The sequence below is a fragment of the Streptomyces sp. NPDC087906 genome, from assembly GCF_055584925.1.
Genome location: NZ_JBVJLC010000002.1, coordinates 458,601 through 479,984, shown reverse-complemented (window position 1 = coordinate 479,984; position 21,384 = coordinate 458,601). Strand labels below are relative to the sequence as shown.

Genomic DNA, 21,384 nt, shown 5'->3' with positions numbered 1-21,384 from the left:
GCGCTCTGGCCGACCGATCAATGGCGTGTTACCAAGAGCCATGCCCGCACATGCCACGTACGACGCAGTGATCGTGGGCGGCGGCCACAACGGACTGGTCGCCGCCGCCTATCTCGCCCGCGCAGGGCGCTCCGTGCTCGTCCTGGAGCGCCTCGGCACCACCGGCGGGGCGGCGGTCTCCACCCGCCCGTTCGCCGGGGTCGACGCACGGCTCTCCCGCTACTCCTACCTGGTGTCGCTGCTGCCCGACAAGATCGTGCAGGAGCTGGGCCTGCGCTTCGCCGTCCGCAAGCGGACCGTGTCCTCGTACACCCCGCAGGGCGACACGGGGCTGCTCGTCGGCGAGGGCCGCACCCGCGCCTCGTTCGCCGCGCTGACCGGCGACGACGCCGAGTACGTCGCCTGGCGCAAGTTCTACGGCACGACGACGCGCGTCGCCGAGCGGGTCTTCCCCACGCTGACCGAGCCGCTGCTGACCCGGGACGAGCTGCGGCTGCGGATCGACGACGAGGCGGCCTGGCGGATGCTCTTCGAGGAGCCCATCGGCATCGCGATCGAGAAGCGGTTCAGCAGCGACCTGGTCCGCGGTGTGGCGCTCACCGACGCCCTGATCGGGACGTTCGCCGACGCCCACGACCCGTCACTGGTGCAGAACCGCTGCTTCCTCTACCACGTGATCGGCGGCGGCACCGGCGACTGGGACGTGCCGGTCGGCGGGATGGGCGCGTTCACCGACGCGCTGGCCGCCGCCGCCAGGGCCGCGGGCGCCGAGATCGCCACCGGGCACGAGGCGACCAGGATCGAGACGGACGGCAGCCGCGCCGAGGTCTCGTACCGCACCGAGGGCGACGGCGGGGACGGTACGGTCGCGGCGGCACAGGTGCTGGTCAACGCGTCGCCCCAGGCGCTGGCCGGGCTGCTCGGCGACGCGGCGCCCCCGGCGCCCGAGGGCGCCCAGCTCAAGGTCAACATGTTGCTGCACCGGCTGCCGAAGCTGCGCGACACGTCCGTCGACCCGCGCGACGCGTTCGCCGGCACCTTCCATGTGGCCGAGGGCTACGAGCAGTTGGCCACCGCCTACCGGGAGGCGGCGGCGGGCGCGCTGCCGTCGGCGCCGCCGTCCGAGATCTACTGCCACTCGCTCACCGACCCGTCGATCCTCGGCCCCGAGCTGGCCGGGCGCGGCTATCAGACGCTGACCCTGTTCGGACTGCACACCCCCGCACGGCTGTTCGCGGGAGCCGGTGGGGGCGCGGCCGACGCGGCGACGAACGACGCCGTACGGGAGCGCCTGCTCGCCGCGACGCTGGCCCAGTTGGACGAGCGGCTGGCCGAGCCGATCGCCGACTGCCTGGCGCTGGACGAGGAGGGCCGCCCCTGCGTCGAGGCGAAGACCCCGCTCGACCTCGAACGCGAACTGCGGCTGCCCGGCGGCCATATCTTCCACCGCGACCTGTCGTTCCCGTACGCGAGCGAGGAGACCGGACGCTGGGGTGTGGAGACCGCGCACCCCAATGTGCTGCTGTGCGGCGCGGGCGCCGTGCGCGGCGGCGGGGTCAGCGGCGTACCGGGCCACAACGCGGCGATGGCGGCGCTGGGCAGGTGACGGGCCGTACGCCGCCGCCCTGCTGACGCACCGTCAGTCGGCTGACGGCGCCCAGCCCTTCGCCTCGATCCGGGACGCGTCCTCCTTGCGCCGCTCGTCGAAGAGGACGCGTCCGCCGTCGTCCACGCGCAGCGCGTCCACGTAGCCGCCGCGTCCCACGTACAGCGGATCGGTCGCGTACCGCCAGCGCAGCACGACGCGCCGGCCGCGCCACGGTGCGAGGTCGGCGCCCAGATGGTGCCAGACCCGGCCCGACCAGCCGGTGGCCGAGCCCGCCGGATGGCTCTGCGGCTCCTGTCCCGCGCACACCGTGGTGAACGGGACGGGCTCCCACACCGTCCCCGCGTCGGCCGACGCCTCCAGGAACAGCGTGTCGGACCCGGGCTCGGTGTCCCACCACAGCTCGCAGCGCAGCCGCGGGTGCGCGGAAGCGGGGGTCAGCGCTGGCAGGGTGAGCGTGGCGGTGGTGGCGCTCGCCATGCCGGAGAACCAGGCGGTACGGCCGTCCTGCGGCCGGACGGCGACGGCCCGCGCCAGCCGGTTGCCCGCGGCGACACGCGGCGCGCTGCCGGAGCGCCAATTGCGCACCGGGTGCACGGAGTTGCCGAGGACGATCAGGAACGAGTCGGTCGTCGGGTCGAGCACGATGCTGGTGCCGGTGAAGCCGGTGTGCCCCGCCGTCGCGGGCGTCGCCATCGCGCCCATGTACCAGTGCTGGTACAGCTCGAAGCCCAGGCCGTGCGCGTCACCGGGGAAGTCCGTGTTGAAATCGGTGAACAGGGAGCGCACCGACTCCTCCGACAGGACGCGGACCTTCCCGTACGCGCCGCCGTTGAGGAGCGTACGGGCGAGGACCGCGAGGTCCCAGGCGCAGGAGAAGACCCCGGCATGACCGGCGACACCGCCGAACGCGTACGCGTTCTCGTCGTGCACCTCGCCCCAGACGAGCCCCCGGTCGAGCGCCGACCACGGCGCCCTTGCGTCCTCCGTCGCCGCGATCTTCGGCTTCCAGGAGGCGGGCGGGTTGTAGCGGGTGCGGCGCATCCCGAGCGGCGCGGTGATCTCGTCGCGCACGAGCGCGTCGAGGGTGCGTCCGGTGATCCGCTCCAGCACCAACTGGAGGGAGATCATGTTGAGGTCCGAGTAGAGGTAGACCGTGCCCGGCGGGTTCACCGGCGGCTCGTTCCACAGGAGTTGGAGCATCGCCTCGCGCGTCGGCTGGTCGTAGAACGGCAGGTCGGCCTGGAGCCCCGAGACATGCGTGAGCAGATGGCGGATCGTGATGTCCTGCTTGCCCGCCGCCGCGTACTCGGGAAGGTAGGCGGCGACCTTCTCCTCGATCGCCAGCGAACCGCGCTCGACCAGTTGGACGGCGAGCAGCGAGGTGAACAGCTTGGAGAGGGAGGCGAGATCGTAGAGCGTGTCCTCGGCCGCCGCGATCTGCTGGTCGGCGGGGAACTCCACGCCCGTGTCGGTCGTGTCGTCGTACGCCGCGTAGCGCACGGCCTTGCCGATCGGCCGGTGCAGCGCCACCGTACCGCCGCGGCCCGCGAGCAGGACGGCGCCCGCGTAGTACGGGTGCTTGGGGGAGGGGCCGAGATACGCGGCGGCGTCGGTGACCAGCGCCGCCAGCTCCCCGGCGATCAGCCCGGCGCGCTCGGCGGAGCCGTGCCGCAGCGTCGTCGCCGGTCGCCCGTGCCCCGGGCCGTTCGCGGCGCCGGGCCCGGCGCCCGCGCCCAGCTCCGCTCCGGCGGCGGTCTCGGCGAACGGGAGCGTCGCGAGCGCGAAGGCACCGCCGAGGGCGAGCACGCCACCGCCCAGTCTGCGCCGGCTGATGCCTCTGCTCGCAGCGTCCTCCGTCATGGGGCACCCTCCCTGAAAGTATCTTTCGCGATCACGATCGACAGCGAAACTTTCTTGCAGGGCCGGGATGATGTCAACCCTCCCTCGCCGCAAGGGCGTCGACCCCTAGGGTGGCTGCCCGTGGCAACTGACATCCCGGCGGCGTCGCTCTGGCGTGATCGTCCCTTCGTGCTCCTGGTCTCGGCCCGCACCATCTCGGTGCTCGGCAACGGCTTCGCCCGGGTGGCGCTCGCGTTCGCCGTCCTCGCGCTGCCGGGAGCCGGCCCCGGGGAGCTGTCGCTCGTCCTCGCCTGCCAGGCGCTGCCGCAGTTGGTGTTCATCCTGATCGGCGGCGTGATCGCCGACCGGATGTCACGCGTCCTGCTGATGGTGCTCTCCGACGCCGTCGGGGTCGCCGCGTACGGCGGACTGGCCGCGATGGTGCTCACCGGGTACGCGCCGCTGTGGGCCATGTGCGCCCTCGCCGTGCTGGCCGGCACGGCGACCGCGATGTTCCTGCCCGCGATGGCCGGGGTCGTCCCGCTCGTCGTCGACCGGGCGCGGCTCCAGCAGGCGAACGCGCTGCTGCGGGTCGGGACGAACAGCTCCATGCTGCTCGGCCTCGCGCTGTCGGGCGTGACGGTCGCCTTCGTCGGCGCGGGCTGGGCCCTGGCGCTGAACGCCGCGTCCTTCGTGATCAGCGCGCTGCTGGTGAACGGGCTGAAGCTCGCCGCCCGGCCGCCGCGCGCCGCGACCACCACCTGGGCGGACCTGCGGGAGGGCTGGCACGAGTTCGCCTCCCGGCAGTGGCTGTGGGTCGTGGTCGCGCAGTACGCCGTCGTCGTCGCCGCGATGAACGCGAACGTCGGTGTGCTGGGCCCGCTGACCGCCGAGCACAGCCTGGGCGGAGCCCGCGCCTGGTCCGTGATCGTCGCCGCCCAGGCGCTCGGCATGATCGCGGGCGCCGGGGTGGCCGGCCGGATCCGGGTGCGCAGGCCCATCCTCGTGGCCGTGCTGGTCACCTTCCCCGCCGCCGTGCCCATCTTCCTGCTGAGCGCGGCGGCGCCGGTCTGGGTGATCGCCGCGGCCATGTTCTGCTCGGGCGTCGCCAACGACGTCTTCGGGGTGCTGTGGGCCACGACCATGCAGCACGAGGTGCGCGAGGAGGCGCTGTCCAGGGTCAGCGCCTACGACCTGTTCGGGTCACTCGCCTTCGCGCCGCTCGGGCTGCTGGTCGCGGGCCCGATCGCCGCCGCTGTCGGGACCGGCACGGCGCTCGCGGGCTGCGGGGCCCTGGTCGTCCTCGCGACGGCGGCGGCCCTGCTGTCGCCCCAGGTCCGCACGGTACGAACGCCGCAGCCCACCGAAGCCGCCCCGGCGCCGACGGCCACCGTCCCGTCCCCCGCGACGGCGGCTCCGACCACCGAGGCGCAGCCCTAAGTCGTGCGTCAGCCCCGCCAGAACGCGGCGACCTGCGCGGCGACGCTTCGTCCCAGGTCGCGGCCGGCGAGCGCGGACGGCTTGCGCACGCCCGGATCGAGCGGGTTGGTGCCGAAAGCGGCGACCGCCGCGGTGTCCGCGTACACCACATGCACGCGCGACGGCGCGAGCGACGTGAGGTCGGCGGGATCGATCGAGTATCCGGCAGCCGTGCGCTCAGGCTGCGGGACGAGTACGAGGACAGGGTCGAAACCGGCCGCGAGGTCGGCGTTCGCCATCGTGCGCACCCCGCCGTCGATGTAGTGGCGGCCGGCGAGCGGCACGACGGGCCAGATCCCCGGCACGGCCGAACTCGCCTCGACCGCGTCGACGAGCGAAACGGACGACGCGCGGTCGAACACGACCGGCACCCCGGTGTCGGCGTCCACCGCGGTGATGCGGAGATCGCGGTCGCTCCACACCGCGCCGGGAAGCCGAGCCTCGATCGCGCCGCGGCGAACGGCGCGGTCGACCGTCGCGGTGTTCTTGGCGATCGTGCCGATCCGGCTGCGCGCGTCGTCCGGTGACGTCGCCTCGCTCTGTGCCGCGGCCATGTTCGCCATGAACGCCTCGAAGTCGGCTTCGACGTAGATCTCACCGGATTCCTCGTCGAGCTGCCGAGCGAACAGCTCTTCGAGAGGCGCACCCGTGGAGATATGGGCGGCGACGGTCGACCCGGCCGACGTGCCGATCAGCGTCGTCGGCGCCCCGATGATGCGGGCTGCCGCCCCGGGTTCGACATCCTGGATGCCGAGGAGCACTCCCGTCTCCCAGGCGATCCCCGCGAGACCCCCGCCGGCCAGAACCAGTGCGCCGTTCGTCATGGCGGGAGCCTACGGGACGGCTGTCAGCCGAAGTCGTCGGGCACGATGCGGAGTTTCTCCGCGATCCGGACGAGCGCCTTCTGGTCGGCCGTGCTGAGCGAGTCGAGGACGGTGCGGCGCACGGCGCGCAGATGGGTGGGTGCTGACTCGCGTACGAGGTCGAAGCCGGCGTCGGTGAGTTCGGCGAGGGTGTAGCGGCCGTCGGCCGGATCGGGTCTCCGGGCGACCCAGCCGCGCTGCTCGCAGCGTTTGACGACGTTGGACAGCCGGGACAGCGACCCGCTGGCGAGGAAGGCAAGCTCTCCCATCCGCAGTGAGCGCTGCGGGGCCTCGGAGAGGTGGCTGAGTACCAGGTACTCGAACAGGGTGAGGCCGTGTTCCTGCCGCAGCGGTGACTCCAGCTTGCCGGGCAGCAGCAGGACCAGGGAGATCAGCCCCGTCCAGGCCGCCTTCTCCTGCGCGTCGAGCCAGCGCGGCTCCGCGGTGTCCGCGTGCTCGCTTGCGCCGTTCATGGTCCCGCCTGTGCCGTTCATGGGCCCTCCCGTACTGCTCATGGCTCTTCCAACCCCTCGGGCGAAGCCCGCCATCACTTTGCGCTTGAAGTCATTGCTCGCTAGTCTTACTTTACGCGTGAAGTCATCCAGGAGGAAGCGCGCCTCTGGGTACAGGAAGAGGAACCATCATGAGCACCGTCACCTTCGGCGTCACCGCGGGCTACGGCGAGAAGCTGCGCGCGGCCCTCGGTTACAGCGGGGCTGTCCGCGTCGGCGACCGGGTCGAGACCTCCGGGCAGGCCGGGGTCGACGACGACCTGGTCGTCCCTGACGAGCTGGAGGACGAGATCGTCCAGGCGTTCGACAACGTGGAGCGCACGCTCGCCACGGTCGGCGCGAGCTGGCAGGACGTCATCCACGTCAACTCGTACCACAAGGTCGCACCGGGCGACGACGCCATCGGCGACGACCACAACAGGGTGATGGCCGAGCAGTTCCGCCGCCGCCTCGCCGGCCGCGCGCCGATCTGGACCGAGACCGGCGTCACGGTCCTCGGCCTCGCCGCCATGCGCGTGGAGATCCGCGTCACGGCCGTCGTCGGCTCCGGGAACTGAACCACCCCGGAGCCGCCCGAGCCCCCCGGTAGCGCCCGGTCGCTCGCCGCGCGTGCCGTCACCACCTCTGGCAGCGTGTGCCGCATGACGACGAGCACCTTGATCCGGTCGCTGACCTCCCGGTGGACCGTATGGGTGCCGCTGGTCGCCGTGGTCGCGCTGATCTTCAGTTGGGGGCGGCACCTGCCCGGCGGCGCCGTCGCCGTCGTCGCCCTCTGCCTCGCCGGGGCGGTGCTCGCGGCCGTGCACCACGCCGAGGTGGTCGCCCACCGGGTGGGGGAGCCGTTCGGGTCGCTGGTGCTGGCCGTCGCCGTCACCGTCATCGAAGTGGCGCTGATCGTCACCCTGATGGTCGACGGCGGCGGCAAGACGGCGACCCTCGCCCGGGACACCGTCTTCGCCGCCGTCATGATCACCTGCAACGGCATCCTCGGGCTCTGCCTGCTGATCGGCGCGCTGCGCACCCGCGTCGCCGTCTTCAACGCCGAGGGCTCGGGCGCCGCGCTCGCCACCGTCGCCACGCTGGCCACCCTCACCCTGGTCTTCCCGACCTTCACCACCAGCAAGCCGGGACCCCAGTTCTCACCCGCGCAACTGGGCTTCGCCGCTGTCGCCTCGCTCGTCATCTACGGGCTGTTCGTCGCCGTGCAGACCGTGCGCCACCGGGACTATTTCCTGCCCCTCACCCAGGAGGGCGAACTGCGCGAGGAGGACGCGCACGCGCCGCTGCCCACCCGGCGCGCCACAGGACTCAGCCTTCTGCTGCTGCTCGTCGCGCTGATCGCCGTCGTGGGGAACGCCAAGGCCGTGTCACCCACCATCGAGTCGGGCGTCTCGTCCGCCGGACTGCCGCAGGCCGTCGTCGGCGTCGTCATCGCCCTGCTGGTGCTGCTGCCCGAGACGCTGGCCGCCGTACGCAACGCCCGCCGCGAACGCGTCCAGACGAGCATCAACCTCGCCCTCGGCTCGGCCATCGCCAGCATCGGCCTGACGATCCCGTGCATCGCCCTCGCCACGATCTGGCTCGACGGACCGCTGGTGCTCGGGCTGAACGCCACCCATATGGTGCTGCTCGCCCTGACCGTCGTCGTGGGCGCCATGACCATCTCGCCCGGCCGGGCGACCCTCCTCCAGGGCGGCGTCCATCTGGGGATCTTCGCCGCCTTCGTCTTCCTCGCCATCAGCCCCTGAGGCGCGGACCAGATCCGCAAGCGCGCGCTGCGGGAGCGCCTCACCGCTCCCGCAGATCCACGATCCGCTTGAACTTGCCGACCGAGCGCTCCAGCGTCTCGGGATCGACGATCTCCACCCCGACCGAGACACCCACGTCGTCCTTGACGGCCGCCGCGATCGACAGCGCGGCGGCGGCTCGCTGCTCCCCGCTCGTCCCCGCGCGGGCCTCGGCCCGTACGGTCAGCGCGTCCAGCCGGCCCTCGCGGGTCAGCCGCAACTGGAAGTGCGGGGCCACCCCCGGGGTGCGCAGCACGATCTCCTCGATCTGGGTGGGGAAGAGATTGACCCCGCGCAGAATCACCAGATCGTCGCTGCGCCCCGTCACCTTCTCCATCCGGCGGAAGACGCGCGCGGTGCCCGGCAGCAGCCGGGTGAGGTCCCGGGTGCGGTAGCGGATCACCGGCATCGCCTCTTTGGTGAGCGAGGTGAAGACCAGCTCGCCCTCCTCGCCCTCGGGCAGCACCTCGCCGGTGAACGGGTCGACGATCTCCGGATAGAAGTGGTCCTCCCAGATGTGCAGCCCGTCCTTGGTCTCCACGCACTCCTGCGAGACGCCGGGACCCATCACCTCCGACAGGCCGTAGATGTCGACGGCGTCGATCGCGAACCGCTCCTCGATCTCCTGGCGCATCGCCTCCGTCCACGGCTCGGCGCCGAAGATGCCGACCTGGAGCGAGGTGCCGCGCGGATCGACGCCCTGGCGCTCGAACTCGTCGAGCAGCGTCAGCATGTACGACGGCGTGACCATGATGATCTCGGGGCGGAAGTCCTGGATCAGCCGCACCTGCCGCGCTGTCATGCCGCCGGACGCGGGGATGACCGTGCAGCCGAGCCGCTCAGCGCCGTAGTGCGCGCCGAGGCCGCCGGTGAACAGCCCGTAGCCGTACGCCACATGGACCTTGTGTCCGGGCCTGCCGCCGGCCGCGCGGATCGAGCGGGCCACCACGTCGGCCCAGGTGTCCAGATCCCGCTGGGTGTATCCGACGACGGTGGGCCGGCCCGTCGTGCCGCTGGACGCGTGGATCCGCCGTACCTCGGACTGGTCGACGGCGAACATCCCGAACGGGTAGTTGTCCCGCAGGTCGGCCTTGGTCGTGAAGGGGAAGAGCGCCAGGTCGGCGAGTGAGCGGCAGTCCTCGGGACGCAGCCCCGCCTTGTCGAACGCCTGCCGGTAGAAGCCGACGTTCTCGTAGGCGTGCCGCAGGGTCGCGCGCAGCCGCTCAAGCTGGAGGGCGGCCAGCTCCTCCCGGCCGAGCTGTTCGGCGGCGTCCAGCAGAGGCGTCATGGCGTACTCCCGGTCGGTCCGGCAATCTTCCGGCAATGTCTCGACCGATCATTCGGTCGGACAAGCTCCAGGATCAGTTATTCAGCACCGCCGGGGGAGCGTCAAGAGCCGCGACCTGTCCGGGACCGGCCCCGATCGCTAGGCTGGACCCGGACGACGCAGCGGGAGGAGCACGACGTGGGCGACAGCACCACTACGACCCACCAGCCGCTTTCGGGCTGGAACAAGCCGGACCTCGATCTGAGCAACGCGGACTGGCGATCGAGCAGTCAGGGGGCGGGCGATGTCCAGATCGCGTTCGTCGAAGGCTTCATCGCCATGCGCAACAGCGGCCGGCCGGAGAGCCCTTCGCTGATCTTCAGCCCGGCCGAGTGGCGGGCCTTCGTGATCAACGCGCGCGACGGGGAGTTCGACCTCACCTGACGGCGCCCGCCAGGCGCACCCCGGCGCACCCCGGCGCTCAGCCGCAGCAGCTCCCGCATCCGGTCCCCTCCCGCCGCGACGGCAGGTGATCCGGGTGCGGTGGCGCTGCCCGCCGCCCGGCCGGGCCCGCTTGCTGCCCGCCTGCCCGCCTGCCGCCGAGCTGGGCACGCTCGGCCTGCCCAGCAGCGCCTCTCGGGCAACTCGCCGCCAAAGAGCGGCAGTTCGCGCAGCATCTCCCGCATCCCGGGCATACGTCTTCCTCGGTAGGACTTTCCGCATTCGGCGAAACCAACGCTTCGAACGGAAGGGGCCATCAGGTCATGGCTGCCCGTGCGCTGACGCTCGATCTCGCCCTCACCCTCCGGCACGACGGACACGGCGGGGTCGCCGACGACCTCTCGGAACCCGCAGGGCTGACCCGCTGGGTCCACGACCACGCCGACGAGCTGGCCGGCGCTCTCGACGTACCGGCCTTCACGGCCGACGACCGCGCGCTCGCCGCCGTACGGGAGCTGCGGGCCGCCGTCCGCGCGCTCTTCGCGCGAGCGGTCAGCCCCGAGGCGCCGAGCCCCGCCGACGCGCGCCGGCTGCTGGCGCCGGCCGAGGCGCTGCGCCGGCTCAACGCGGCGGCGGCCACCGTCCCCGCCGTACCGCGCCTCGACTGGCCGCAGGGCGCCCCGCCGTCGGCCGCCACCCGCCCCGCCGCACCGGTGCCGGGACGGGTCGCGCTGGCCGCCACCCTCGCCCGGTCCGCCGTCGCCTTCCTGGCGGGACCCGACAGGGAGCGGCTGCGCGCCTGCCACGCGCCGCGCTGTGCCCGGTACTTCATCAAGGAGCACCCGCGCCAGGAGTGGTGCGAACCGTCCTGCGGCAACCGGGCCAGGGTCGCCAGGCACCACGAGCGGCACCGCGCGTCCGGTACGCCGGGGGCGGCGCCCGCGACCGCCCGGACGGCCGCCGAATAACGCCCGTCCGGGCCCAAATGGGGGCAGTCACCCGGCTCCTGCGTAGCGGAACGAACACGTACCATAGTGGGATGTCCTTTCTCCGCCGCCGCAGCGCCGCCACACCCGCGGGCCCGGACTTCGACGTCCTGGCCATGGACCCGGGTGACTGGCCCGGCAACCTCGGCGCCGGGCTGCTGCCCGCGCCCGACGGGAGCTGCCAGGGCGTCTTCCTGCGCTACGACCTGTTCGGCGGCCGGGGCCCCGCGATGATCATCGGGAATCTGCCGGCGGGCTCCCAGGCCAGGGACATCGAGGAGGGCCAGGTCCCCTTCGAGGTGGCACAGCTCCTGCTCGCCCTGGAGAACGAGGAGCCGGTCGAGGTGGTCGGCGCCGAGGACATGCCGGTCATGCAGGGCGACAACCTGCTCATCGTGCGCCGCCTCAAGCTCTCGGAAAGCCGTATCTCCTGCGTGCAGTTCGACCGCAGCGACCAGGTGCTCGTCACCATCGCGAGCTGGGACCGGCCCATCACCGACGATCTGTACGCCCTGCTGAAGCCCCTGCCGGCCGAGCTGTTCCAGCAGGGCTGAGGGACCCGTCCGGGTTGTCCACCCGCTGTCCCCCTGCGGAACCGGTCACCATCGCGCAAGATGGATGCACGACCGAGTGAAGGGTCAGTATGGACAGCAACAGTCTGACGCCCGACATCCTGCGCGAACTGCGCACCCCGCGCCCCTACCCGGCCGTGTCCCTGACGATGCCCACCCACCGGCGGGAGCCGGGGCACGAGCAGGACGCGGTACGGCTGCGTAATCTCCTCGCCGAAGCCGGCCAGCGGCTGGAGGCGGACCCCCAGGTGTCGAAGGCCGCCAGGCTCGCGGTCAGGCAGCAGCTCACCCGGGCGGTGGCCGAGGTGGATCTGCGCAGCGCCCTCGACGGCCTGCTGATCCTCGCGGACGCCGACGAGTACCGGGTCTGGTACCTGCCGCGCGACGTGCCCGAGCGGGTCGTCCTCAGCGACACCTACGTCACAGGGAATCTGGTGGCCGCCACCGCGCAGTCGCGCCCGTACTGGGTGCTGGGCGTCGCGGCCGACCGCGCGACGCTGTGGAGCGGCTCCGGCACCTCCCTGCACGAGCACCCGCACGACGGCTTCCCGATGTCGCCCGAGCCCGAGAGCTGGGACCCCGAGCGGCAGGAGCGGATCGGCGACACCCCCAGCACCTTCCAGGACGAGGAGACCCGGCGCTTCCTGCGCGCGGTCGACCAGACCATGGGCGCCGTCCTCGCCCGCAGGCCGCGGCCGCTGCATCTCGTCGGGCTCGCGCCCGCGCTCGCCCTGCTGGAGCAGGCGGGCGGCGCCGCCACCCACAACGCGGTCGGGCGGCTCGTCAAGGGCGGACTCACCGACGGTCCCGCCCCTGTCCTGCTGAAGGAGCTCCAGCCCGTCGTCGAGGAGTACGCCAGGCGCGAGAAGGAGGAGGTGCTGAGCCGCCTCGACGCGGCCAAGGGCCGCCGCACCTTCGCCGCCGGGCTCGACGAGGTATGGGCGGCGGTACGGGAGAAGCGGGCCGAGCTGGTCGCCGTCGAGGAGCACCACCAGCTCACCGTCCGGGTCACCGAAGGGCATCTGGTCCCCGTCGACCCGTCCCTGGTCAACAGCCCCGACGTGCGCGAGGACATCGTGGACGAGCTGGTGGAGACGGCCCTGGACGGCGGCGCCGAAGTGGTGTTCCTGCCGGACGACGAACTTGCCGGGTACGACAGGACCGCCGCGGTCCTGCGCTACTGACGAAACCGGGCGCCGCCCCCTCGTGGTGAGGAGGCGGCGCCCGGTTCCGTACCCGCTGCGCCAGGTCAGCCGGCCGGCACCAGCCGGACGTCCGCCGCCTTCACATACGCGACGCGGTGGCCGAACTGGATCTCGTAGTACTGCTCCGTGCCCCGCACCACCCGGTGCACCGACGTGTCGAAGGTCGGCGAGTAGAAGTACTCGCCCGGCACCTTCCCGCCGGTCACATACTTCTGCCCGGCGAGGAACGTGTACGGGAAGGCCGCCTGCTCCTGCACCGGAACGCCCGCCGGGTACGCGGCCGCCTCCGGGTACGCCCTGCCGTACACCGGCACCTGAGCGAGCCCCGGCCTCGGGGTCACCAGGCGCGCCTTCGCGGGCACCGCCACCGGCTGCCGGGCCGGGTCGTGGAACCACGCCTTCTGGCCGAGGTACCAGATCGCCGTCCAGTCGCCCGAGCGCCCGGCGACCGCGTACTGCTGGCCGGTCGACGCCCGCGCGCCGACGTCGTTGACGTCGATGGTGGAGTCCTCGCCGCCGGGCCGCAGCCCGGCGTCCTTCACCAGCGGCGCGCTCTCCTGCGGCGCCGTGTGCAGCCGTACCGCCGTCGAACCGTGCGGCGCGCAGGTCTCACCTGCCGTCACACAGCCGGTGTACGCGGGCTTGTTGGCCGCGAAGTCCGGCCGGATCGTCACCGCCGCCGCCTTGCCGCGCGCCGTCGCCGTGAACGGCTTGCCGAGCAGGGTGAAGAAGTGCGACCAGTCCCAGTACGGGCCCGGGTCGGTGTGCATCCCGGCGATCGTCGCCGCCGTCGTGCCGGGGACGTTGTCATGGCCCAGGATGTGCTGCCGGTCCAGCGGGATGTCGTACTTGCGCGACAGGTACCCCACCAGGCGGGCCGAGGCGCGGTACATCTCCTCCGTGAACCAGGCGTCCGGGGTGACCAGGAATCCTTCCTGCTCCACCCCGACCGACTTGGCGTTGACGTACCAGTTGCCCGCGTGCCAGGCCACGTCTTTGGTCGCCACATGCTGGGCGATGTGCCCGTCCGACGAGCGGACCGAGTAGTGCCAGGACACATACGTCGGGTCCTGGACGAGCTGGAGCGTGGTGGCCCAGTCCGCCTCCGTGTCGTGCAGCACGATCGAGTCGATCGTCTGGGACTTCGGCCGGTCCGCGAGGTCGTGGTTGCCGTAGTCGCCCTCGCCGAACTCCTCGTACGGCGCGGGGATCCACTCGCAGGCGACCGTGCGGGGGCACTCCACAGGACCGGCCGCCGCCTTGCGCAGCCCGAGCCGGGACACCTGCGCCGTGTCGGGGGCGATCTTCGGGGCGGCGGCCAGCGCCATCCGCTGCCCGCTGTCGGTGGTGCGCCGCTCGCCGTCGCGGATCACGGCGTACACGTCGTTCGCGTAACCGGCCGCCGTCGCCGAGTCGTCGGCGCCGGAGAACCGGGCCACCGCCCCGTACCAGTCGGCCGGGTCACCGCCCAGCGGCTTGCCCAGCTCCCGCTGCGCCGCGGCGAGCAGCGCGGCGCCGCCCTTGATGTTGGCCGCGGGGCTCTCCCGCAGCTCCTCGGCCGGCTGGCCGCTGAGCTTCGCCGCCCGGTCCAGGGTGCGCAGCCGGGCGGGCAGTTGCGACGGCTTCGGCAGGGCGGACGCGGCGGGCGTGGCGTGCTTCGCCGCCCTGGACGTGTCACCGCGCGCGTCCTCGGTGCTCGGCTGCGGCTGCTGTCGCGGCGCTGCGGCGAGCGCCGTGGCGGCGTCGGTCAGATGCATCGGGCCGTAGCCGCCGCTGACGCTGGGCGCCCCGCCGTGCGTGTCCCACCGCGACTGCAGGTACGAGACGGCGAGCAGCACGCTGCCCGGCACCCGGTACTGCGCCGCTGCGGCGGCGAAGTCGCGCTGGAGCGCGTCGGACGCGGGCCGTTCAGCGGTGGCGGAGGGCGCGGCCGAGACCAGTGGCAGCAGCAGGGCGGCCGCTGCCACCACACCCCCGGCCCTGAGCAGGTGTCTGTGGGCCGGTCGCGGAAGTGGGGGGAAGGAACCGGGCAATGCAGCCTCCAGTGACGGGTGAAGCGCGAACCGCAGGGCCGTACTCGCCTACAGAGGTATCGGCTCACGAACGATCCGTCAATCAGCCGCCCCGGCGGCGACTTCGCACGTCAGCGCGCGTGTCGCCGGGTTTCGCCGCGGCAGGGTCCGGGCCTGCGGCGCGTCAGTGGATTAGCCCAATGGCAGCTCGCGCGCCCAGCTCCGAAGGCCGCGCGCCCCGTGTGTCGGCACGGGGCGGACACCCTCCCCTGACGCGCCGGGCCAGGCGCGTCCGGCGGCTCGGCGGACGGCTCAGCGGGTGCCGACGGCGGCCCGTACGGCACGCCGGGCCAGCGCGCAGTCGTCGTGCAGCCGGCGCAGCAGCAGCCGCTGCTCCTCGCCCGTCGAAGCGCCGCTCGGCTGGGCGGTGCCCGTGCGCTCCTGCGCACCGCCGCCGGGCGCCGGGGTCTCCCGCATGGCGCGCTGCACGGCCGTCTCGTACATCCGGATCTCCCGGGTCAGTACGAGCATCAGATTCACCAGGAACGCGTCCCTGGCCGCTGGGCCCTTGGCCTGGGCGAGCTGGCTGATCTGCCGGCGCGCCACCGGCGCGTCCCCGAGCACCGCCCACAGGGTCGCCAGGTCGTAGCCGGGCAGATACCAGCCGGCGTGCTCCCAGTCGACCAGCACGGGACCCGCGGGGGAGAGCAGGATGTTCGACAGCAGCGCGTCGCCGTGGCAGAACTGGCCCATGCTCTGCTTGCCGCCCGAGAGGCCGTGCAGCAGCTTCTGCAGATCGCCCAGGTCCCGGTCGGTGAACAGGCCCAGCTCGTGGTAGCGCGAGATACGTGACGCGTAGTCGAGCGGCGCGTCGAACAGGCCGGCGGGGGGCCGCCAGGTGTTGAGCCTGGCGAGCGCGCCGAGCACCGTACGGATGTCGGCGCGCGGCGGCGCCTCCACCGGATGCCGGGTCAGCGCGGCGGCCCGGCCCGCCATCCGCTCCACCACCAGCGTGCAGTTCTCCGGGTCGGCGGCGACCAGCCGCGGCACCCGTACCGGCGGACGGTGCCGGACGAAGGCCCGGTATGCCGCTATCTCGTGGCGGAACCGCTCCACCCAGACGGGCGAGTGGTCCAGCAGGCACTTGGCGACGGCTGTGGTGCGCCCGGTGGCGCCGACGAGCAGGACGGAGCGGCCGCTGCGGCGCAGCACCTGCACCGGATTGAACTCCGGGCAGATCCGGTGCACCGACGCGATCGCCATCCGCAACTGCGCGCCCTGAGGGCCGGACAAGTCGATTCTCCCGCTGACCTGTTGGGCGGCCGTCCCCGCCCAGCGCCGCCCCCGGCCTACGTGCGTGGGGTCCAGATACGGTCCGCCGGGCCGGGGCGGGGCGGACACGGAGGACGATGCTGTGTACATGGGCGATACAGATCCCTTCGTGTGCCGACGAATTGCGTGCGCCGTCCCGGCACGGCGGCCGGTCCGCACCCTGGGGAGTACGTCCGGCTGCCGGGCCGGGGTGGCGCGTTCCTACCTGACACCGGGCCGCGGGTGGCACACCATCTGGCGCACCCTGGCGAACCCTGGCGAATAGTCGCCACCCACGTGACAGGGGGTTACTGTCAACTCAGCCGAGAACCTGGGGGCTTGACGTGAGCGGAGATTCCAACACCCGTCTGTCGGATCTGTTCGGCCTGGCCGGCTGGTCCAAGGGCGAACTCGCGAGACTGGTGAACCGGCAGGCGGCGGCCATGGGCCACCCGCAACTGGCCACTGACACCTCGCGGGTGCGGCGCTGGATCGACATGGGGGAGACCCCGCGAGAACCGGTGCCGAGGGTGCTGGCGGCTCTGTTCACCGAGCGGCTCGGTCGTGTCGTGACCATCGAGGACCTCGGGTTCGTACGCAAAGGACGCGCGGGGAAGCGGCAGGACGCCGGGAGCGAGAACAATCCCGACGCCCTGCCGTGGGCGCCTGAACGGACGGCAGCGGTCCTCACCGAATTCACGGGAATGGACCTCATGCTCAACCGACGCGGCTTGGTGGGCGCGGGCGCAGCGCTCACCGCAGGCTCCGCACTCAGCAGCGCCATGCACGACTGGCTGCACTCCGACCCCGTGCTCGCCGCCGACGCCCCCAGGCTCGGCGATCCGCTGCACGCCGATCCGGCGGCCCTCGGCCGCTACGAGGCGGCCCCCATCGGGTCGCAGGAGATCGACGCGCTGGAGCGCTCCGTCGAGGTGTTCCGCAAATGGGACGCCGCGCGGGGCGGCGGGCTGCAGCGCAAGGCAGTGGTCGGCCAGCTCAACGAGGTGGGCGGCATGCTCGCCTACCGCCACCCCGACTCCCTCCAGCGGCGCCTGTGGGGCGTCGCCGCCAATCTCGCCGTACTCGCCGGATGGATGTCCCACGACGTCGGCCTCGAACCCACCGCACAGAAGTACTTCGTCATCGCCACCCACGCGGCGCGCGAGGGCGGCGACCGGCCGCGGGCCGGCGAGGCTCTGTCCAGGGCGGCCCGCCAGATGGTCCATCTGGGCCGCCCCGACGACGCGCTCGACCTCATGAAGCTCGCCAAGTCGGGCTCGGGCGACGAGACCCTGCCCCGTACCCGCGCGATGCTGCGCACCATCGAGGCGTGGGCGCAGGCGTCCATGGGGCGCGGCCAGGCCATGCGCCGCACCCTGGGCGAGGCGGAGGACCTCTTCGTCTCGGACCGGGGGGACGTGCCGCCGCCGAGCTGGATGCAGATGTTCGACGAGGCGGATCTGCACGGCATGGAGGCGCTGGCCTTCCGGACCCTCGCCGATCACGACCCGTCGGCCGCCGAACTCGCCCAGCAGCACGCGAAACAGGCGCTGGAGCTGCGGGCCAACGACCGGCGGCGCTCGCAGATCCTCGACTACATCTCGCTGGCCTCGGCGTGCTTCATCGCCGACGACCCCGAGCAGGCCGACACGTACGCCCGGCTCGCGCTGGTGTCGATCGGGGAGACCTCGTCGCACCGCACCTGGGACCGGCTGCGCGAGATGTACCGGCTGACCGGCCAGTACGCGGGGTACGGCAAGATCGAGGACCTGCGCGAGGAGATCGAACTCTCCCTGCCGAAGAGCCCGTCGAGGAAGGCGAGGACCGCCGGCATCTGAGCGGAGGAGAACGCGGCCCGGAGAGCCGGTCCTCGGCCGGCCGATCCTGCGTCAGCCGGGTCCTCGGCCAGCCGGTCTCGGTCAGCCGATCCCGGATCAGCCGATCCTGGCGACCAGCACGCACGCGGCACTGTCACGCCCGCTCCCGCCGAACTCCCCGACGACCGCACGCGCGGCCGCCTGCGAGGTCCGCGCGTCGGCCAGTCGAGGGGCCAGCGCAAGCAACCGGTCCTGTCCGGTGCCCGCGCCGTCGCCGCCGGCCGGTCCTTCGGTGTGCAGTACCAGCGTGTCACCGGGCCGCAGTTGGACGCCGGCCTGCTCGTAGCCGGCCCCCGAGGTCGCGCCGAGCAGGACGCCGTCCGGCTGGGTCAGCGCGCGCCCCGTCCCATCGCGGAACAGCAGCGGGGCGGGGCTCGCTGCCTGCGCCCAGACGAGCGTGCGGGTCGCCGGGCGGTAGCGGGCGCACAGCGCGCTGCCCAGCGTCGGCTGCTCCGCCGTGTCGAGGAGCTGGTTGAGATGGCCCAGCAGCGCGCCCGGTTCGATCCCCGCCACGGCCAGTCCGCGCAGCGCGCCCAGCAGCATCGCCATCGTGGAGGCGGCGCCCACTCCGTGGCCCGTCAGCTCGCCGACGGTCAACAGCGTGTCGCCGCCCGGCAGTTCGAGCGCGTCGTACCAGTCGCCGCCGAGCGGCGCCGCATGGGCGGCGGGCAGCCGGTGCGCGGTCAGGTCAAGGGCGCCCCTGCCGTCGCGGGTCAGCCGTAACGACGTCGTACGCGAGGGCAGTACGGCGTCCTGCAACTCGGTCACCAGCCGCCGCTCGGTCTGCGCGATGTGCTGGACGCGCCGCACCGAGTCGCGCGACTCGCTCACCGCACGCTCGCTGCGCCGCAGTTCGCTGACGTCCCGCAGGACCGCCCACATGGAGGCGGTGGCGCCCGCGCCGTCGAGGACGGGCTCGCCCGTCATGTGCAGCGTACGGATCTGTCCGTCGGGCCGTACGACACGGAACTCGCCGTCGATGGGGCTGCCGTCGACGAGGCAGCCCGTCACCATCGACGTGAGCAGAGACCGGTCCTCGGGGAACACCAGCGACGGCAGTTCGTCCAGCGACATCGGACCGCACTCCTGCGGGCGGCCGAAGATCCGGTACAGCTCCTCGGACCAGGTGGCCTCGTCGCTGAGCAGGTCCCACTCGGCGCTGCCGACCCGGCTGGGCGGCGCGCCGTCCTGCGGGGCGCCGCCCAGCGGGGCACTCTCCCCTGGGGCGCCCTCCTGCGGCGCGCGCTCCGGCGACTCGTCCGGCCTGCCGGCCTTCAACTGGTTCAAGTGGGCGCCGAGGTCGTCCAGTTGGTGCACGGCGAGATCGCAGAGCGCGCGCTGCCAGCGCCAGACCGCGTCGTCCTCGGCCGCCGCGGCGTTCCTGCGGACCGCGTCCACGGAGCCGCGAAGGAGGCGGGTGCGGTCGATGAGCGCGTCCATCTCGCCCCGCTCGGGAGGCTGCGGGGCGGGGCGGTCCGCGAACAGAGGGGACGGCATCTGGTTCTCCGGTAGAGGCGCGGTACTGCGGGGTCCGGACGGTGGACCATAACGACTGTCGCACAGGCGCTGACACCCCGTAAGCCGTTTGGCGACACTCGGCGCGACGGTGCATCTGGCATATGCCGGAGGCGGCGGTACGGCCCGTTCCGCCCGCCCGGCGCTCAGCCGGCGGCGGTCGGCTCCTCCATCACTCGCTTGAGATTGCGCAGGGTCGTACGGATGTTCCTCGCCTGGAAGGCGGCGAAGGTGTGGCCGCTGGTCGCGATCCGGTCGAAGACGTTGGCCACGGCGTCCGGCCAGGAGCGCCGGTCGTCCGTCCAGGTCTCGATGACGCGGGTGCCGCCGGCGACCGGCTCGAAGCGGTACTCCCAGCTCGCGATGGGGCCGCGCAGCCGCGGTGTGCGCAGACCGATGGCATGCACACGGAACGCGAACCGCTCGCCGGGGTCGGCTGCGGTGACCGTGCAGCGGGTGGTCCAGCGGGCGGGGCCGCGCTTGTTGCGGCCGACGAAGACCATGCCGACCCGCGCGGTGCGCTCGCCGTCCTGTACCGTCGCGCCCAGGTTCTCCGGACTCCAACGGCCCATCTCCGCAGGGCTGCTGAGCTGTTCGTAGAGGGTGTGCGGCGGGGCGGCGATGACAATGCTGTCCGAAACGGTGAAGGTGCGCGGCATGCGGGGCTCCGATCGTGTCTACCCGATGGTAACTATCACGGTCGGCGCCTCTTTGGTCCATACCAACTCCTTGACTGCGCCTCCCCGCCTCCCTTAAATCAAGTACTGAAAGAACCCTGAAATGTCATGCGCATGACCCCCCACTCGAAGTGATGTGATGACCTGTGCGAACTCCCTGGCGGCGCCGGGCGGCGCTGTACGCCGCTGCGCTGATCTGCTGTTCCGGCGCGGTGGCCGCGATGCCGGCCGCCGCTTCGGCCGCCCCCGCACCCGAGCCCCGCCCGGCGGCAGCGGCCGCCACCTTCACCGACGACTTCGACGGTCCCGCCGGAGCCGCGGCCGACGGCTCCAAGTGGCAGACGGAGACCGGCGACAACGTCGACAACCACGAGCGCCAGTACTACACCTCCGGCAACACCAACGCCGCGCTCGACGGCCAGGGCCACCTGGTCATCACGGCGCGCAAGGAGAACCCGGGCAACTACCAGTGCTGGTACGGCCGGTGCGAGTACACCTCGGCCCGGCTGAACACCTCGGGCAAGTTCTCGGCGGCCTACGGGCACGTCGAGACGCGGATGCAGATCCCGCGCGGCCAGGGCATGTGGCCGGCGTTCTGGATGCTCGGCAACGACATCGGCAGCGTCGGCTGGCCCAACAGCGGCGAGATCGACATCATGGAGAACGTCGGCTTCGAGCCGAACACCGTGCACGGCACCATCCACGGCCCCGGTTACTCGGGTGCCGCGGGCATCGGTGCGGGCTACTCGCTGCCCGGTGGCCAGGCGTTCGCCGACGGCTTCCACACGTTCGCCGTCGACTGGGCGCCCGACTCCATCACCTGGTCGGTGGACGGCAACGTCTACCAGCGCCGCACACCGGCCGATGTGAGCGGCAAGACCTGGGCGTTCAACAAGCCGTTCTTCCTCATCATGAACCTCGCGGTCGGCGGCTACTGGCCCGGCGACCCCGACGGCAACACCGCGTTCCCGCAGCGGCTCGTCATCGACTACGTGCATGTCACCACCGGCAACGGAGGCACCGGCGGTACCGGCGGCTCCATCACCGGACTCGGCGGCAAGTGCGTCGACGTGGCGGCGGCGAGTTCGGCCAACGGCACACCCGTCCAGTTGTACGACTGCAACGGCACCGCCGCGCAGAAGTGGACGGTCGGCTCGGACGGCACGATCCGGGCCCTCGGCAAGTGCCTCGACGTCAAGGACGGCAGCACGGCCGACGGGGCGCAGCTCCACCTGTGGGACTGCAACGGCGCCGCCAGCCAGCGCTGGGCCGTCCCCCAGGCGCGCGACATCGTGAACATCCAGGCCAACAAGTGCATGGACGTCACGGGGAACAACTCGGCCAACTTGACCCGGCTGCAGATCTGGACCTGCTCCGGCGCGAGCAACCAGAAGTGGACCGTCAACGCGGCCTGACAAGCCCTGACACCGTC

At 72.4% G+C, this 21,384-nt stretch carries 18 protein-coding genes; 10 read left to right on the top strand and 8 right to left on the bottom strand.

Features of this window, described 5'->3' with window-relative positions:
- Positions 1–40 precede the first annotated feature (40 nt).
- Complete coding sequence (locus ACZ63I_RS07445) at positions 41–1,606, top strand: phytoene desaturase family protein (RefSeq protein ID WP_469336296.1); 1,566 nt, start codon at positions 41–43, stop codon at positions 1,604–1,606.
- 33 nt (positions 1,607–1,639) lie between these two features.
- Here the strand turns inward: ACZ63I_RS07445 and ACZ63I_RS07440 are convergent, their stop codons facing one another.
- Complete coding sequence (locus ACZ63I_RS07440) at positions 1,640–3,469, bottom strand: serine hydrolase domain-containing protein (RefSeq protein ID WP_469336295.1); 1,830 nt, start codon at positions 3,467–3,469, stop codon at positions 1,640–1,642.
- A gap of 120 nt (positions 3,470–3,589) precedes the next feature.
- Here ACZ63I_RS07440 and ACZ63I_RS07435 point away from each other — a divergent pair, with 120 nt between their 5' ends.
- Complete coding sequence (locus tag ACZ63I_RS07435) at positions 3,590–4,888, top strand: MFS transporter (protein ID WP_469336293.1); 1,299 nt, start codon at positions 3,590–3,592, stop codon at positions 4,886–4,888.
- An 8-nt stretch (positions 4,889–4,896) separates the two neighbouring features.
- Here the strand turns inward: ACZ63I_RS07435 and ACZ63I_RS07430 are convergent, their stop codons facing one another.
- A complete protein-coding gene (locus tag ACZ63I_RS07430; RefSeq protein WP_469336291.1) occupies positions 4,897–5,751 on the bottom strand; it encodes a patatin-like phospholipase family protein in 855 nt (284 codons plus the stop codon).
- 23 nt (positions 5,752–5,774) lie between these two features.
- Positions 5,775–6,284: a MarR family winged helix-turn-helix transcriptional regulator gene (locus ACZ63I_RS07425; RefSeq protein ID WP_469336289.1), complete on the bottom strand. Its 510-nt coding sequence runs from the start codon at positions 6,282–6,284 to the stop codon at positions 5,775–5,777.
- 149 nt (positions 6,285–6,433) lie between these two features.
- Here ACZ63I_RS07425 and ACZ63I_RS07420 point away from each other — a divergent pair, with 149 nt between their 5' ends.
- Together ACZ63I_RS07420 and ACZ63I_RS07415 are read left to right on the top strand one after the other, a co-directional pair.
- Positions 6,434–6,859 (top strand): Rid family hydrolase, encoded by a 426-nt coding sequence (locus tag ACZ63I_RS07420; RefSeq protein ID WP_469336287.1) that lies wholly within the window; start codon positions 6,434–6,436, stop codon positions 6,857–6,859.
- 84 nt (positions 6,860–6,943) lie between these two features.
- Positions 6,944–8,050 (top strand): calcium:cation antiporter, encoded by a 1,107-nt coding sequence (locus ACZ63I_RS07415; protein WP_469336285.1) that lies wholly within the window; start codon positions 6,944–6,946, stop codon positions 8,048–8,050.
- Positions 8,051–8,090: 40 nt separating this feature from the next.
- Here ACZ63I_RS07415 and paaK read toward each other — a convergent pair whose 3' ends face one another.
- Positions 8,091–9,377, bottom strand: a complete 1,287-nt coding sequence (gene paaK / locus ACZ63I_RS07410; protein ID WP_469336283.1) for a phenylacetate--CoA ligase PaaK — start codon at positions 9,375–9,377, stop codon at positions 8,091–8,093.
- A 177-nt stretch (positions 9,378–9,554) separates the two neighbouring features.
- On the opposite strand from paaK, the gene ACZ63I_RS07405 reads away from it, so the two are divergent.
- The 4 genes from ACZ63I_RS07405 to ACZ63I_RS07390 all read left to right on the top strand — a co-directional run bounded on the left by ACZ63I_RS07405 (position 9,555) and on the right by ACZ63I_RS07390 (position 12,539).
- Complete coding sequence (locus ACZ63I_RS07405; RefSeq protein WP_041998481.1) at positions 9,555–9,800, top strand: DUF397 domain-containing protein; 246 nt, start codon at positions 9,555–9,557, stop codon at positions 9,798–9,800.
- A 320-nt stretch (positions 9,801–10,120) separates the two neighbouring features.
- Positions 10,121–10,765 carry a CGNR zinc finger domain-containing protein gene (locus ACZ63I_RS07400; RefSeq protein ID WP_469336282.1) on the top strand — a complete coding sequence of 215 codons (645 nt, stop codon included), beginning with the start codon at positions 10,121–10,123 and terminating at the stop codon, positions 10,763–10,765.
- Positions 10,766–10,836: 71 nt separating this feature from the next.
- Positions 10,837–11,337, top strand: coding sequence for a hypothetical protein (locus ACZ63I_RS07395; protein ID WP_469336280.1), 501 nt, complete (start codon positions 10,837–10,839; stop codon positions 11,335–11,337).
- Between the two features lie 89 nt (positions 11,338–11,426).
- Positions 11,427–12,539, top strand: coding sequence for a baeRF3 domain-containing protein (locus ACZ63I_RS07390; RefSeq protein WP_469336278.1), 1,113 nt, complete (start codon positions 11,427–11,429; stop codon positions 12,537–12,539).
- Positions 12,540–12,604: 65 nt separating this feature from the next.
- Here ACZ63I_RS07390 and ACZ63I_RS07385 read toward each other — a convergent pair whose 3' ends face one another.
- Positions 12,605–14,527: an N-acetylmuramoyl-L-alanine amidase gene (locus tag ACZ63I_RS07385; RefSeq protein WP_469336276.1), complete on the bottom strand. Its 1,923-nt coding sequence runs from the start codon at positions 14,525–14,527 to the stop codon at positions 12,605–12,607.
- Between the two features lie 357 nt (positions 14,528–14,884).
- Positions 14,885–15,994, bottom strand: a complete 1,110-nt coding sequence (locus ACZ63I_RS07380) for an aminoglycoside phosphotransferase family protein (protein ID WP_469336274.1) — start codon at positions 15,992–15,994, stop codon at positions 14,885–14,887.
- A 233-nt stretch (positions 15,995–16,227) separates the two neighbouring features.
- Here ACZ63I_RS07380 and ACZ63I_RS07375 point away from each other — a divergent pair, with 233 nt between their 5' ends.
- Positions 16,228–17,721, top strand: a complete 1,494-nt coding sequence (locus tag ACZ63I_RS07375) for a DNA-binding protein NsdB (RefSeq protein WP_469336272.1) — start codon at positions 16,228–16,230, stop codon at positions 17,719–17,721.
- Positions 17,722–17,817: 96 nt separating this feature from the next.
- Here the strand turns inward: ACZ63I_RS07375 and ACZ63I_RS07370 are convergent, their stop codons facing one another.
- Both ACZ63I_RS07370 and ACZ63I_RS07365 read right to left on the bottom strand, forming a co-directional pair.
- Entirely contained in the window at positions 17,818–19,257 is a 1,440-nt protein-coding gene (locus tag ACZ63I_RS07370; protein WP_469336271.1) for a PP2C family protein-serine/threonine phosphatase, read from the bottom strand.
- A gap of 164 nt (positions 19,258–19,421) precedes the next feature.
- Complete coding sequence (locus ACZ63I_RS07365; RefSeq protein ID WP_469336269.1) at positions 19,422–19,934, bottom strand: SRPBCC family protein; 513 nt, start codon at positions 19,932–19,934, stop codon at positions 19,422–19,424.
- 164 nt (positions 19,935–20,098) lie between these two features.
- On the opposite strand from ACZ63I_RS07365, the gene ACZ63I_RS07360 reads away from it, so the two are divergent.
- Positions 20,099–21,367, top strand: coding sequence for a family 16 glycosylhydrolase (locus tag ACZ63I_RS07360; RefSeq protein WP_469336267.1), 1,269 nt, complete (start codon positions 20,099–20,101; stop codon positions 21,365–21,367).
- Positions 21,368–21,384: the final 17 nt, after the last annotated feature.

Coding starts and splice junctions, on each gene's coding strand:
- paaK (WP_469336283.1), bottom strand. CDS start 9,377: ATGACGCCTCTGCTGGACGCCGCCGAACAGCTCGGCCGGGAGGAGCTG.
- ACZ63I_RS07395 (WP_469336280.1), top strand. CDS start 10,837: ATGTCCTTTCTCCGCCGCCGCAGCGCCGCCACACCCGCGGGCCCGGAC.
- ACZ63I_RS07420 (WP_469336287.1), top strand. CDS start 6,434: ATGAGCACCGTCACCTTCGGCGTCACCGCGGGCTACGGCGAGAAGCTG.
- ACZ63I_RS07370 (WP_469336271.1), bottom strand. CDS start 19,257: ATGCCGTCCCCTCTGTTCGCGGACCGCCCCGCCCCGCAGCCTCCCGAG.
- ACZ63I_RS07440 (WP_469336295.1), bottom strand. CDS start 3,469: ATGACGGAGGACGCTGCGAGCAGAGGCATCAGCCGGCGCAGACTGGGC.
- ACZ63I_RS07390 (WP_469336278.1), top strand. CDS start 11,427: ATGGACAGCAACAGTCTGACGCCCGACATCCTGCGCGAACTGCGCACC.
- ACZ63I_RS07380 (WP_469336274.1), bottom strand. CDS start 15,994: ATGTACACAGCATCGTCCTCCGTGTCCGCCCCGCCCCGGCCCGGCGGA.
- ACZ63I_RS07445 (WP_469336296.1), top strand. CDS start 41: ATGCCCGCACATGCCACGTACGACGCAGTGATCGTGGGCGGCGGCCAC.
- ACZ63I_RS07430 (WP_469336291.1), bottom strand. CDS start 5,751: ATGACGAACGGCGCACTGGTTCTGGCCGGCGGGGGTCTCGCGGGGATC.
- ACZ63I_RS07425 (WP_469336289.1), bottom strand. CDS start 6,284: ATGAACGGCACAGGCGGGACCATGAACGGCGCAAGCGAGCACGCGGAC.
- ACZ63I_RS07400 (WP_469336282.1), top strand. CDS start 10,121: ATGGCTGCCCGTGCGCTGACGCTCGATCTCGCCCTCACCCTCCGGCAC.
- ACZ63I_RS07365 (WP_469336269.1), bottom strand. CDS start 19,934: ATGCCGCGCACCTTCACCGTTTCGGACAGCATTGTCATCGCCGCCCCG.
- ACZ63I_RS07415 (WP_469336285.1), top strand. CDS start 6,944: ATGACGACGAGCACCTTGATCCGGTCGCTGACCTCCCGGTGGACCGTA.